The sequence below is a fragment of the Phocoenobacter atlanticus subsp. cyclopteri genome, from assembly GCF_018343795.1.
GTDB lineage: Bacteria > Pseudomonadota > Gammaproteobacteria > Enterobacterales > Pasteurellaceae > Phocoenobacter > Phocoenobacter atlanticus.
On sequence record NZ_CP074346.1, the window covers coordinates 451,328 to 464,293 of the forward strand.

11 protein-coding genes are annotated in these 12,966 nt (G+C 34.3%); 7 read left to right on the top strand and 4 right to left on the bottom strand.

The features are described 5' to 3' along the window. Positions 1-27: 27 nt before the first annotated feature. Positions 28-3,051, top strand: a complete 3,024-nt coding sequence (locus KGI96_RS02085; RefSeq protein WP_211598494.1) for a glycoside hydrolase family 2 TIM barrel-domain containing protein — start codon at positions 28-30, stop codon at positions 3,049-3,051. Positions 3,052-3,248: 197 nt separating this feature from the next. On the opposite strand, the gene KGI96_RS02090 is transcribed toward KGI96_RS02085, so the two are convergent. From KGI96_RS02090 to KGI96_RS02100, 3 genes are read right to left on the bottom strand one after another with little or no spacing between them, the layout of a single operon-like run. After that, positions 3,249-4,766, bottom strand: coding sequence for a DHA2 family efflux MFS transporter permease subunit (locus tag KGI96_RS02090; RefSeq protein WP_211598492.1), 1,518 nt, complete (start codon positions 4,764-4,766; stop codon positions 3,249-3,251). Beyond that, positions 4,756-5,916, bottom strand: coding sequence for an EmrA/EmrK family multidrug efflux transporter periplasmic adaptor subunit (locus KGI96_RS02095; RefSeq protein ID WP_211598490.1), 1,161 nt, complete (start codon positions 5,914-5,916; stop codon positions 4,756-4,758). Before KGI96_RS02095 ends, KGI96_RS02090 begins: the two co-directional genes overlap by 11 nt. 11 nt (positions 5,917-5,927) lie before the next feature. Beyond that, positions 5,928-6,437 carry a MarR family transcriptional regulator gene (locus KGI96_RS02100; RefSeq protein WP_211598488.1) on the bottom strand — a complete coding sequence of 170 codons (510 nt, stop codon included), beginning with the start codon at positions 6,435-6,437 and terminating at the stop codon, positions 5,928-5,930. 405 nt (positions 6,438-6,842) lie between these two features. On the opposite strand from KGI96_RS02100, the gene ftnA (KGI96_RS02105) reads away from it, so the two are divergent. Both ftnA (KGI96_RS02105) and ftnA (KGI96_RS02110) read left to right on the top strand, forming a co-directional pair. Beyond that, positions 6,843-7,340, top strand: coding sequence for a non-heme ferritin (gene ftnA, locus KGI96_RS02105; RefSeq protein WP_090920331.1), 498 nt, complete (start codon positions 6,843-6,845; stop codon positions 7,338-7,340). 24 nt (positions 7,341-7,364) lie between these two features. Next, entirely contained in the window at positions 7,365-7,859 is a 495-nt protein-coding gene (ftnA, locus tag KGI96_RS02110; RefSeq protein ID WP_211598486.1) for a non-heme ferritin, read from the top strand. A 62-nt stretch (positions 7,860-7,921) separates the two neighbouring features. Here the strand turns inward: ftnA (KGI96_RS02110) and cysK are convergent, their stop codons facing one another. Beyond that, entirely contained in the window at positions 7,922-8,872 is a 951-nt protein-coding gene (gene cysK, locus KGI96_RS02115; protein WP_211598484.1) for a cysteine synthase A, read from the bottom strand. Positions 8,873-9,126: 254 nt separating this feature from the next. On the opposite strand from cysK, the gene KGI96_RS02120 reads away from it, so the two are divergent. The 4 genes from KGI96_RS02120 to KGI96_RS02135 all read left to right on the top strand — a co-directional run bounded on the left by KGI96_RS02120 (position 9,127) and on the right by KGI96_RS02135 (position 12,855). After that, positions 9,127-9,528: a Z-ring associated ZapG family protein gene (locus tag KGI96_RS02120; RefSeq protein WP_229577201.1), complete on the top strand. Its 402-nt coding sequence runs from the start codon at positions 9,127-9,129 to the stop codon at positions 9,526-9,528. 294 nt (positions 9,529-9,822) lie between these two features. Further along, positions 9,823-10,458 carry a high frequency lysogenization protein HflD gene (gene hflD / locus KGI96_RS02125; RefSeq protein ID WP_211598482.1) on the top strand — a complete coding sequence of 212 codons (636 nt, stop codon included), beginning with the start codon at positions 9,823-9,825 and terminating at the stop codon, positions 10,456-10,458. A gap of 19 nt (positions 10,459-10,477) precedes the next feature. Beyond that, entirely contained in the window at positions 10,478-11,848 is a 1,371-nt protein-coding gene (purB, locus tag KGI96_RS02130) for an adenylosuccinate lyase (RefSeq protein WP_211598480.1), read from the top strand. A 197-nt stretch (positions 11,849-12,045) separates the two neighbouring features. Further along, complete coding sequence (locus KGI96_RS02135) at positions 12,046-12,855, top strand: hypothetical protein (RefSeq protein ID WP_211598478.1); 810 nt, start codon at positions 12,046-12,048, stop codon at positions 12,853-12,855. The last annotated feature ends 111 nt before the right edge of the window (positions 12,856-12,966 follow it).

The following is a 12,966-nucleotide window of genomic DNA, read 5'->3' on the forward strand; positions in this document are numbered from 1 at the left end:
TAAATGAACAAATAAGGAATTATTACAATGTTACTCACAAATAATTTTCAAGATCCCGAAGTGATTCATATCAATACCACGCCACATCACGCTTATTTTATTCCTTTTGAAAATGGGCAAAAATGTGCAAAAAGTGATAGAAATTCGTCCGCTTATGTAACTTTATTAAGCCAATGCGACTGGGGATTTAGCTATTTTGAAAGCTATCAAGATTTGCCTGAAAACTTTTTAGCACAGCCAGCACAGGCAAGCATTCCCGTGCCATCAAACTGGCAGAATCACGGTTATGATCAACATCAATACACCAATATCAATTACCCGTTCCCGTTTGATCCACCTTATGTACCAACGCAAAATCCTTGTGGATTATATCAACGAGAATTTGATCTTAACCTCAAATCGGATAAGCGTTATTTGATTAACTTTGAAGGGGTCGATAGCTGTTTCTTCTTATATGTTAACCAAAAATTTGTTGGATACAGCCAAGTTAGCCACGCAACAAGTGAATTTGACATTAGTGACGTGCTACAAAATGGCACAAACCATATCGCCGTTTTAGTACTAAAATGGTGTGACGGAAGCTATTTAGAAGATCAGGATAAATTCAGAATGTCGGGGATCTTCCGTGATGTTTACCTCTTAGAGCGTGAACAAAATTATCTACAAGATTTTTTTATTAAAACAAAATTATCAGATGATCTTTCATCTGCTACTTTAACGGTTGAGACTTCTTTCTTAGAACAAGCTCAGTCTATTGATTTTCAGATATTTAACCCACAGGGCGAACTAATTCTTGAACAGCAAGCGGTCTATTTATTAGAAGAATTTGCAAATTTTCAGATTGCTGATGTACAACTCTGGAATGCAGAAAATCCCGCGTTATACAGCCTAAGATTGCACTATGCGAACGAATGGATTGAGCAAAAAATCGGATTTAGAAAAATTGCCGTTGAAAATGGCGTGTTACTATTCAACAACCAACCGATTAAATTCAAAGGGGTTAACCGCCACAACAGTGATCCAAAAACAGGTTATAGCATTAGTTATGAACAAGCGATCAAAGATCTTACTTTGATGAAACAACATAATATCAATGCGATCCGCACCGCTCATTACCCTAACGCCCCTTGGTTTACCGAGCTTTGTGATAAATACGGATTTTATGTGATCAGTGAAAGTGACATTGAAAGTCACGGACCAGTAATGTTGCCTGTGCCACAACCTGAAAATAGTATTTTCTTAAATGTGTCGAATGAAAACTGGGATAAACAAATTGAACAAGATACGATCGATAATTTCTGCTATTTTGCAAGGGATCCAAGCTTTAAAGCGGCGATTTTAGATCGTACTTTTGCCAATATTGAACGAGATAAAAACCGCACCTCGATCCTCGTTTGGTCACTTGGTAATGAAAGTGGTTATGGTGAAAACTTTGAAGAGGCCGCAAAATGGGTAAAAGATCGTGATCCTGAACGCCTAGTACATTATGAAAGCTCAATCTACCAACATTCACAGCATAAAAATGATCTCACAAATTTAGATTTTTACAGTGAAATGTACAGCGACACCGACGTGGTCGAAGAGTATTGCTCAAAACCACAAAGCAAACCATTTTTAATCTGTGAATATAGCCACGCAATGGGCAATTCCAACGGCGATCTTGAAGACTACTGGCAAACCTTCCAAAAATATGACACGGCTTGCGGTGGCTTTATTTGGGAATGGTGCGATCACGCCAATCAGCTACCAAATGAGCCACAAAAATTAGGTTATGGTGGCGATTTCAAAGAAACAATGCACGATGGTAATTTCTGTGTGGACGGTTTAGTGTCGCCAACACGTGTTCCACACAGTAATTTGCTTGAACTGAAAAACGTCAATCGTCCTGTGCGAGCCTGTTTGAGAGACGGAAAAATTGAATTTACCAACCATTTTGATTTTACTAATCTTTCTGAAATTACAGTTAAATATTGTCTCTCAGAAAATGGTTATGCGATTAAACAAGGGGAATTTGAACTTAATTGTGAGCCTCATCAATCCACTTGTGTGCCTTTCGTGTTACCAAAACGCAATGGTAATGTATGGCTGTTGGATATTACTTATTTTACAAAAAATGCAACAGAATTAACCGCTTGTAATCACGAATTAGGCTTCGATCAAATTTCACTTTTTGATGACGTTATGGTCACACCGATTTTTAATAAACATCAGCCGAATGATTTTACGATTACAGAAACCACAAAAAACCTTGTCATTAAAAATGACCAGCTTTATTGTGAATTTGATAAAAATAAAGGGATTTTGGCTCAGTTACAACATCAAGGCAAAGCCATTATCGAGCAACCACTCAATTTCAATGTATGGCGAGCCCCAACGGATAACGATCGCCTTGTCCGAGAATTATGGCAAAATGCAGGCTATCACAATGCTGATAGTCGAGCTTATCAAGTTTCAGTAGAACAATTTAGTGATAAAGTAGTGGTTTTTGCTGATTGTGCAATCGTAGCAACGGCACGAGAAAGAATTGTCACCTTTAACGTGCAATATCATATTCACCCTGATTACGTTGAGATAGTGGTACTTGCAGAGCGAAAAGCCCACTTACCTTATTTACCACGTTTTGGACTCGCATTTAGCTTGAATAAACAAAGTGAAAATGTGGAATTTTTTGGTTATGGCGAAGGAGAAAGCTATATTGATAAGCACTATTCAACAAAGCTCGGGCGTTATACAACCACTGCAACTCAAAATCATACGGATTATTTCAAACCACAAGAAAATGGTAGCCACTATGGGTGTCATTATGTGAAAACCGATAATCTATTGATTAGTGCTAATCAACCATTTAGCTTTAACTACTCGCCTTATTCCCTTGAAGAATTAACGAGTAAAGCACATAACTATGATTTGAAAGAATCACCATTTAATCATTTATATATTGATTATAAAATGAGTGGTATTGGCTCAAATTCTTGTGGACCAAATTTAAAAGGTAAATATCGCTTAAATGAAACTGAATTTGACTGGGCAGTTAGATTAGATTTTAGCTAACAAATAACATTTAATAGCGGTGCGATGTTGATCGAAATTTGCAAATTTTTTGTCACATCATACCGCTTATTTGATTTCTATGTATTTTGAACAATTATATTATTCATAACGTCCGATTATTCCCTCATCAAAATATAGCGGTTACATCCAGTTCAAAATTTACCATTTTTATGCTTACTTTTTTTAATAACTACACATTACCGCCTATAACTAAAAGGCGGCTTTGCAAACCAAATAATTACCGTTAATCCTAAGAAAATAACTGCAGATAACCAAAAGACTTCATTGGCGGCAATAATTAATCCCTGTTTGGTGATTTCCCTTGCAAGTTGCCCTGAAGCAGCCATTTCATTAAGTCCAATTTCAGCCATTTGTTGATAATATTGCTGAGCATTTGGGGTATAAGGTGTGATTGCTTCAACAAAACGTTCGTGATGCAGGGCTTCTCGGTTATACCACATTGTAATATTGATAGAGGTTCCTATTGAGCCTGCTAGCGTTCTAAGAAAATTAAATAAACTGGTAGCAGAGGCTATCTTTTCAGCGGGTAAGCCTGATAGAGTAATGGTGGTGAGTGAGATAAAAAAGCAGGCTACGGCTAAACCTTGCACAAATTGAGGAAATGCCACATTGCTGAAATCCATTTCAGGTTGAAAGGTTAAGGCTCGCCAGCCAAATGTAAAAGAGTACATAATAAAGCTAAATGTTACCAAGTAGCGAATATCAATTTTATAACCAAATTTTCCAATAATTGGGGTGACTAAAATAGGTAATAGCCCAATTGGGGCGGCGGCAAGACCTGCCCAAGTGGCGGAGTAACCATAGACAGTTTGCAGTAAAATAGGCATAAGTACCACTGAGCCAATATAAAGCAAATACGCCATACAGGTGGTTAAACAGCCGATAGTAAAATTACGTGAGCGGAATAGCGTAATATCAATAATCGGGTTGCTTTCGGTAAATTCCCAAATTGCAAAAATAATAAAGAATGTGACCGCTAGAACGGCTAATAAAATAATTAAATTTGAATTAAACCAATCTTGCTCTCTACCTTGATCTAACATTAACTGAAAACAACTAACACCCAACACTAATAACACTAAACCAATGGTATCTAACGGCTGCTGGACGATTTTACTTTCTCTATTAGCAAGCAGTGTTTTTGAGGTCAAAACAACAAAAATTCCAATAGGAACGTTGATAAAGAAAATCCACCCCCAGTGAAAATTATCACTGATCCAACCGCCTAAAATAGGACCCAAAACAGGAGCAATCACTAAAATCATAGACCAAAACGCTAATGCCATTGATTTTTTTTCAGGGGGATAATTATTAAGTAATAAACTTTGAGAAAGTGGAATTAATGGACCAGAAACCAGCCCTTGAAAAACACGAAAAACTAAGAGCATTTCTAAGCTATTTGAGATTCCGCATAACCAAGAGGCAAAGGTAAAAAGTGACACTGAAATTAAAAATAATTTTACTTCCCCCACTAGTTTTGCAAGCCAACCTGTAATCGGAATAGAAATCGCATTTGAAACGCCAAAAGAAGTGATGATCCACGTGCCTTGTGAACTTGAAGAACCCAAATCACCGACAATAGTGGGAATAGCCACATTAGCAATGGTAGAATCTAACACCTGCATAAAAGTGGCAAACCCCAATGCAAAGGTGAGGATAACTAATGTTACGCCTTTTAGCATACTAGTGTTCATTTATATTCTGTTTAATAATGTGTGAAATACGTTGTTCAATTTCAGATTGTTCGTATTCAAGTGCATCTGTTGTATAAAGAGGTGTTGAACGTTTTTGTTGCAATAATACGTCTCCTTTTTTATTGGTTATATCTATTTTTACACTGGCGGATAAGCCCATTCTCAGAGGATATTTTTCTAACTGTTTTGGATCTAATTCAACTCTTACAGGTACTCGTTGGGTGATTTTAATCCAGTTTCCAGTGGCATTTTGAGCAGGTAATAGAGAAAACGCACTGCCAGTACCAAGTGCAATACCTGTGACTTTTCCATCAAACTCAATATCATCGCCATACATATCAACAGTGACTTTAACAGGTTGTCCTAGCCGTATATTTTTTAATTGTGTTTCTTTAAAATTAGCGTCAATCCAAAACTGATGTGGTGGAATAATTGCCATTAATGGTGAGTTTGTACCCACACTTGCTCCAAGTTGTACATTGCGTTTCGCTACATATCCTTCTACAGGGCTTAAAATTTTAGTACGTTTTAATTTTAACCACGCTTGTTTAATAGAAGCTATGGCATTTTGAATACTTGGCTGTTCGATTAGGGGAGTTTGTTGCAATAAAGCTTTGCTAGAAGCAAGTTTTAGTTTAGCAAGCTGTAAATTCGCATACGCCATTGTCATTTTATCTTTAGCGTGTTGTACGCTTTCTTGATCGATAGAATGGGTTTTGGCTAATTTTTGGCGACGAGCCAAATCACTTTTAGCTTGAGCAAGGGCGATTTGTTTGCCTTTCACCGTTTCTTGTAACTGTTTTACACTGTAGTTGAGTTGCTGAATATTGCGTACTGCACTTGCTAATGCAGTTTCTGCCTGTTTTAATGCCAATTTTTTATCACTGTTATCCAATACCACTAAAACATCACCTTTGTGTATAAAATCCATATCTTCAACATTAATTTGTACTACATTACCTGCAACTTTAGGGGTGATCATCACTTGATTACCGACTACATAAGCGTCATCAGTGGTTTCATAGCCTTTAAAAAAGAACAACCAACATATTGAAACAATAACGATGATAATAAACAATAGCCCAAAGAACAGACTAAATGCTTTTGTTCTTTGCTTTTTCTTTGATAAATCTGATCCTGTTTCTGACATCTTTTTTATCCTTACTCTTTTGCTTGATTTTCAATATGCATAGCCAATTTTTGCAAAATTTTCATTAAATCTGACCGCTCTTGTTCATTTAAAATAGAAAATGTTTCACTAATCAGTTTCCACTGACTAGGTAAAAAATCCGCTATAAATTGATTACCTAACTCTGTTAATTTTAGTGAGAAAGCGCGGCGATCTTCTTTTATCAATTGACGAAATAGCCAATCTTTTTTCTCCAACTCATCTGAAATACGAGTAATATTGGTTCGAGAAGAACCTAATATTGCACTTAATTTAGAGGGCTGAATTTCCTGATTGGGTTGGTAATAAATAATGACCAGTGCTAAAAATTGCGTATGGTTTAAACCAAATTCTTTTAATAAACGATTACGATTATCCAAAAAAAGTTGATTTGTATGTAGCATTAATCGAGATAGCACAATCTCATCAATGGGTGCATATTTATTACTTGCATTGATCATTGTTCGCATATTTTGTAGTTGTTTATCAAATTTATTATTCAAAATATAAATCCTGTTGGTCATAATTTAGTTACTTATTATATAATAACTTGCGTTACTATCAATAGAGAAACTATAAATTTTGCAAAAAATAGACAAAATCATACCGCTTGTTGTCTCCTTAAAATATTATTTACATTATATTTAACTATTAAATCAATAATCAAAACCTATCAAAATGTCTTTTTAAGGATAATCTTTATTCGTTTGAAGCCTTTTATTTCCTATCTTTATGCTTTATATATCAACATATACTAATGCGAATAGATTGAATTTATTATAATAAATCAAAGAGTTAGGTAATAATGGTTCTTATTTGATTATCAACAATGTGGATGTTATTGAGAATTTGGTTTACAATGTATTCAACGTTACAACCTATTGAATAGAACAAATGGAGAAACCAAAATGTTAAAACAATCAATTATCAACAAATTAAATGAGCAAATAAATTTAGAATTTGCCTCTTCAAATATTTACTTACAAATGAGTTCGTGGTGTGCTTATCACGGATATGAAGGAGCGGCTGAATTTTTATTACGTCATGCGGATGAAGAGCTTGAGCATATGCAAAAACTTTTTGATTATGTGAGCGAAACGGGTGGTTTACCATTGCTAGGTACAATTGAAGCACCTCGTACCGAGTTTGAATCATTACAACAAATCTTTGAAATTACGTTAGAGCACGAAAAATTTGTTACGAGTAAAATTAATGAATTAGTCGAGGTGACTTTTGATAGTAAAGATAATTCTGCATTCAATTTCTTACAATGGTATGTCAGTGAGCAGCACGAAGAAGAAACTTTATTCAATGGTATTGTCGATAAATTTAATATGATTGGTGGTGATAAATTAGGTCTTTACTTAATTGATCGTGAATTAGCAACACTTGGTGCAAACCATTAATCCATTTACAAAGAGGAAAAAAATATGTTATCAAATAAAATTATTACAATGTTAAATGAACAGTTAAACTTGGAGCTTTATTCATCAAATTTATATCTTCAGATGAGTGCGTGGTGTACAAATAAAGGTTATGAGGGTGCGGCTATTTTCTTACGTGAACACGCAACAGAAGAAATGGTACATATGAGAAAGCTATTTACTTATTTGAATGAAACTGGGGCATATACGACCATTGCTGAAATTGAAGCACCTAAATCAGAATTTTCATCATTGAAAGAAGTATTAGAACTTACTTTTGAACACGAAAAACTAATTACTAAGAAAATCAACGAATTAGTAGAGATTACCTTGGCAGAAAAAGATTTTGCATCATTTAACTTCTTGCAATGGTATGTGAGCGAACAACACGAAGAAGAAACGTTATTCGGTGGCATTTTAGATAAATTGAATTTATTAGGTCAAGACAGTAAAGGTCTATATTACATTGATAAAGAATTAGTAAAATTAGTTACAGCATAATTATTATTTAATTGACACGAGAGAGACAGAATATATTCTGTCTCTCTTTCTTTTTTGTTGAATTAAATATCCACGTCATCAAAAAGAGGTGTACTTAAATAACGCTCAGAAGCAGAAGGAAGAATAGCAACTATTATCTTATCCTTAAATTCGGGTAATTTTGCTAAAAGATCCGCTACAGCAACCGCTGCACCTGATGAAATACCTACCAATATACCTTCTTTTTCCATTAATTGACGCGCAGTTTCAATCGCAGTTTCACTGTCCACTTGTTCAACTCGATCAATTAATGTTAAATCTAAATTTTTAGGAATAAACCCTGCTCCAATACCTTGAATTTTATGCGGAGCAGGTTTAATTTCTTGATGATTTAAAGTTTGTGTAATGACTGGGGATTCTTTTGGCTCAACAGCAACACTTATAATCTGTTTGTGTTTATCTTGTTTGAAATAACGAGAAATGCCTGTAATTGTGCCACCTGTTCCTACGCCAGCTACAATCACATCAACATTGCCTTGTGTGGCATCCCAAATTTCAGGGGCGGTTGTTTTTTGGTGAATATCGGGGTTAGCAGGATTATCAAATTGTCTTAACATTACATAATGTGCAGGATCGCTAGCTAAAATTTCTTCCGCTTTTGTTATTGCCCCTTTCATTCCTTTTGAACCATCAGTTAAGATTAAATTTACTCCCAACCCTCGTAATAATCGTTTACGCTCAAGACTCATTGTTTCGGGCATTGTTAACGTTAATTTATACCCTCTTGCTGCTGCAACATAAGCAAGTGCAATACCTGTATTCCCACTGGTTGCATCAATAATTTCTTTATCTGAAGTTAATATACCATCCTCTTCAGCCTGCCATACCATATTTGCTCCGATACGGCATTTTACACTAAAACTCGGATTACGAGATTCTACTTTAACTAAGATATTACCTTGATTTCCGAAGTGTTTTAAGCGAATAAGAGGCGTATTTCCTATTGTTAGAGAATTATCTTCGTAGATTTTCATTGTGGTTCCTTTTTTTATTTAATTTCAAAAGATAATACGTTTTTCTTAAATTATTCACTAGGAAAATTTTTTTATATGAAATAACAAAAAGATATAAACCGATAAGTAAACAAAATGTAAAAAGAGAAGTGATATCATTTGATTTTTGTGATTTGTATCATAGAATTAAAGATAAAGCATATATAAGGGAAGTAAATAGTGTTATTATAGAGGGATGATTATTAATTTTTTATACTTAAATTTAGGAGAATATTATGCAAAACTGGACAAATGAAATGTGGACAGCCGTTGTAATTGCTTTTGTCATTGGTTTAATTTTAGGTTACTTCGTTATGTATTTTACTAAGGGAAATGTAAAACAACATGTTAAACTTGAAAAAGAATTTAAAAAAGTAAAAGCAGAAAAAGAAGTACAGAAAAAACAGTTGGAAACGCATTTTTCTGAAAGTGCAGTGTTATTATCAACCCTTGCAAAAGATTATAAAAAATTATACACGCACTTAGCGGATGGTTCTGAAAAATTATTACCTGAAACTCACAGTATCGATCTTTTTGAACAACTTCAGTTAGAAGACAATAAAGAAGCGTTACAACCTAAAGAGGTAGAAACGGTTATAGAACCTCTTGTTGAAACAGAGAAAGAGAAAGCAGAATAAGTCGTAAATAGCCGTAAACAGAAAATATTGTCTCTTCAAAACGGCGTTAGGTTAAAAGTAGGGCTCAAATTTATCTTTGAGCCCTTTCCAAAATAAACAGAGATCATTTCTTAAAATTATGCTTAAGCATAAGACATTTGTTTTATAAATATACTAGGCGACACTTTTTAGAAAAGTATTAACTAATTTTGTGTATTTTGTATATTTTTTCCAATAAACCAAATCATCCATTCTAAAAAAGCATAAAAAATGCTATATTCTTAGGCTATGTTTATTTAATTTGAAGATGAAACAATGGCGAATTATTTTGATATTTCAGTGGCAGTCGCAGGGGCTTGTCAAGCGGGTAGTTTAGTGCAGAAATTTGCACATAAAGGAAATTGTGGAGAGGATAATGAAATACTAAGTTACGCTTTAAAAAGCTTATTCGTTTCGCAACCTGATAGCACTTTAGCGGTATTTGATAATGATTTATCTCACTTAAAATTAGGCATTGAAGTTGCAATGGCTCAATTTGGTGGCGGTAAAGGTAATTTAGATACTGAAGTGAGTCGTTATTGGATTGGAATACTTGCATTGAGTAAAAAATTACTAGAAAATCCTGTGGCAAAAACTGAACTGGTACAACGCTTACAACAAGTTGAGCGTCAGTTATTGATTTGTGAAAATGATATACTAAATGAGCAAATTATTGCGAATTTAGCGAGTATTTATAGAGAAGTTATTAGCCCATTGGGTACACAAATTCAAGTAACAGGTTCGCAACAACACCTTTCTCGAACAGATGTTCAAAATCGTATTCGAGCAACCTTGCTTGCTGGCGTGCGAGCGGGCGTATTATGGCAACAAGTTGGCGGAAAACGTTGGCAATTTTTGTTTGCCCGTAAAAAAATCTTAAACCAAATGCAATCTTTTTATCAAACCTTATAATTTTATCGGAGAATATTTTATGGAACTTAATAGCCTTACTGCTGTGTCGCCTATTGATGGTCGCTATCAAGACAAAGTCGCAGATTTACGTCCAATTTTTAGTGAATTTGGATTAATTAGATTTCGTGTAATGGTAGAGGTTCGCTGGTTACAAAAACTCGCTGAAAATACTGAAATCAAAGAAGTTTCTACATTGTCACAAGAAGCAAACGATTACTTAAATCAAATTATTATGAATTTTTCATTACAAGACGCTCAGCGAATTAAAGAGATTGAGCGAGTTACCAATCACGATGTTAAAGCCGTAGAATATTTCTTAAAAGAGAAAAGTGAGGGGTTGCCTGAGTTGGCTAAAATTAGTGAGTTTTGGCACTTTGCTTGTACGTCGGAAGACATCAATAACCTTTCTCACGCATTGATGTTGAAAACGGCACGTGAAGAGGTGTTATTGCCACAATGGAAAGCGGTAACTAATGCGATTGTTGAGCTAGCAAATCGTTATCAGCATATTCCAATGCTATGTCGCACACACGGACAGCCAGCGACTCCATCGACAATGGGTAAGGAAATGGCGAATACAGCTTATCGCTTAAAACGTCAATTTAAACAGTTGCAACAAATTGAAGTGCTAGGAAAAATCAACGGTGCAGTAGGGAATTATAATGCTCACTTATCGGCTTATCCTGAGATTGACTGGCATAAATTCAGCCAAGAATTTGTGACATCATTAGGCATTGAATGGAATCCGTACTCAACTCAAATTGAACCACACGATTATATTGCGGAATATTTTGATTGTATCGCACGTTTTAACACCATTTTAATTGATTTTGACCGTGATTTATGGGGTTATATCGCCTTAAATTATTTCAAACAACGCACTATTGCGGGCGAAATCGGTTCAAGTACAATGCCACATAAAGTAAACCCGATCGACTTTGAAAATTCCGAAGGAAACTTAGGTTTAGCCAATGCATTAATGAGCCACCTTGCTCAGAAATTACCAATTTCTCGCTGGCAGCGTGATTTAACGGATTCTACGGTATTGCGTAATCTAGGTGTAGGTGTGGGCTATTCGTTGATTGCATACAGCTCAACTTTAAAAGGGATCAGTAAATTAGAAGTAAACGAAGAACGTTTACTTGAAGATCTCGATCAAAACTGGGAAGTATTAGCTGAACCGATTCAAACCGTAATGCGTCGCTACGGTATTGAAAAACCTTATGAAAAATTAAAAGAACTCACACGAGGCAAGCGAGTAACCAAAGAAATTATGCAAAATTTCGTTGAAACGCTACCGCTTCCACAGGCTGAAATTGAACGCTTGAAACAAATGACACCAGCGAATTATATTGGTTATGCGGTGGAGTTGGTTGAGGAGTTGGGTTAAGGTTTTAAGAAAGTCCATTGAATGGACTTTTTTGTGAGGTTTAAAATGAATAATTATAGATATTTGAAAAATCTTTTTTCTAATAAAGAACGAATAAATAAAGAGAAAGAAGCTCAAAAATATAGACATAGTTTTTTTCAAGTTATAGTACTATTTTTATTTTTTTAGTTACAATAAGCTCTTATATTTTTGGTGCAATGGTTGTTAGAAATTATTTAGATAGTATATCAGCATTATCTATTTTTCCTGATATCTTAGCTAATCAAAGCATAGTATCAATAATTATAGTATTTGTTATTTTCTTAATTTTTTCTTTTGGTCTACCTATTGTGCTCTCTTATTTGTTAAAGGAAGCCAAAGGGAAAGCAGAGCAGTGTTTTACTATACTTTATTATTTAGTCGTTTGCTTCATTAGTATAATCTTAATATTTTTTAATATAAATTTAACATCGCAACCTTGTTTTTTAGTTATTTTTTCATGTTTGTATCTGGTCTCATTGGTTATTCCATTTAGTTATTTTTATAATACAGGCAATAAAGATCAGATGTTTAATATACAAGTTGTATTATGTATAAGTAGTGCTTTTATATTTCTGTTTGTTGCGAAATTACCCAATTTTACAGCAAAAAAAATAAACTTTTATGAATATTCTAAGGAAGCGAATTGGTATTTATTGGATAAACGTTTTATTGAAAATAAAATTTTTAGATTAAATAAAGGTAAAGGGCTTTATATTGATGAAGAAAGCTTTCATGCTCTAAAAAATAAATTTAGAAAATGGGATTATTGTGATAATCGTAAGTACAATCTTTGTTTTTTGGAAAGTAGTCAATATAAATATTCTAATGCTCTTTACGGCTATTTTGCTTGGAATTTAGGAGAAACAAAAGTTTTTTGTCCTGCATATATTCCTGTTGACGAAATAAAATTAAATATGAAAGGAAAGCAACACCCTTGCCTTTTCATTAAAGGCGAATACCTAACTCCATTACCTAGTAGACTATAACTCAAAACAACTCAACCAGGCGGTTATATTTTTATAAAAATTTACAAAAATTGTAAAAAATAAAGAAAATCCCACCGCTTATACATTAAATCTTCCAATAAAACTCTTACT

Excerpts from the sequence above, each read along its gene's own strand:
- KGI96_RS02085 (WP_211598494.1), top strand. The coding sequence starts at position 28 with ATGTTACTCACAAATAATTTTCAAGATCCCGAAGTGATTCATATCAAT.
- KGI96_RS02090 (WP_211598492.1), bottom strand. The coding sequence starts at position 4,766 with ATGAACACTAGTATGCTAAAAGGCGTAACATTAGTTATCCTCACCTTT.
- KGI96_RS02095 (WP_211598490.1), bottom strand. The coding sequence starts at position 5,916 with ATGTCAGAAACAGGATCAGATTTATCAAAGAAAAAGCAAAGAACAAAA.
- ftnA (WP_090920331.1), top strand. The coding sequence starts at position 6,843 with ATGTTAAAACAATCAATTATCAACAAATTAAATGAGCAAATAAATTTA.
- ftnA (WP_211598486.1), top strand. The coding sequence starts at position 7,365 with ATGTTATCAAATAAAATTATTACAATGTTAAATGAACAGTTAAACTTG.
- cysK (WP_211598484.1), bottom strand. The coding sequence starts at position 8,872 with ATGAAAATCTACGAAGATAATTCTCTAACAATAGGAAATACGCCTCTT.
- KGI96_RS02120 (WP_229577201.1), top strand. The coding sequence starts at position 9,127 with ATGCAAAACTGGACAAATGAAATGTGGACAGCCGTTGTAATTGCTTTT.
- hflD (WP_211598482.1), top strand. The coding sequence starts at position 9,823 with ATGGCGAATTATTTTGATATTTCAGTGGCAGTCGCAGGGGCTTGTCAA.
- purB (WP_211598480.1), top strand. The coding sequence starts at position 10,478 with ATGGAACTTAATAGCCTTACTGCTGTGTCGCCTATTGATGGTCGCTAT.
- KGI96_RS02135 (WP_211598478.1), top strand. The coding sequence starts at position 12,046 with ATGGTTGTTAGAAATTATTTAGATAGTATATCAGCATTATCTATTTTT.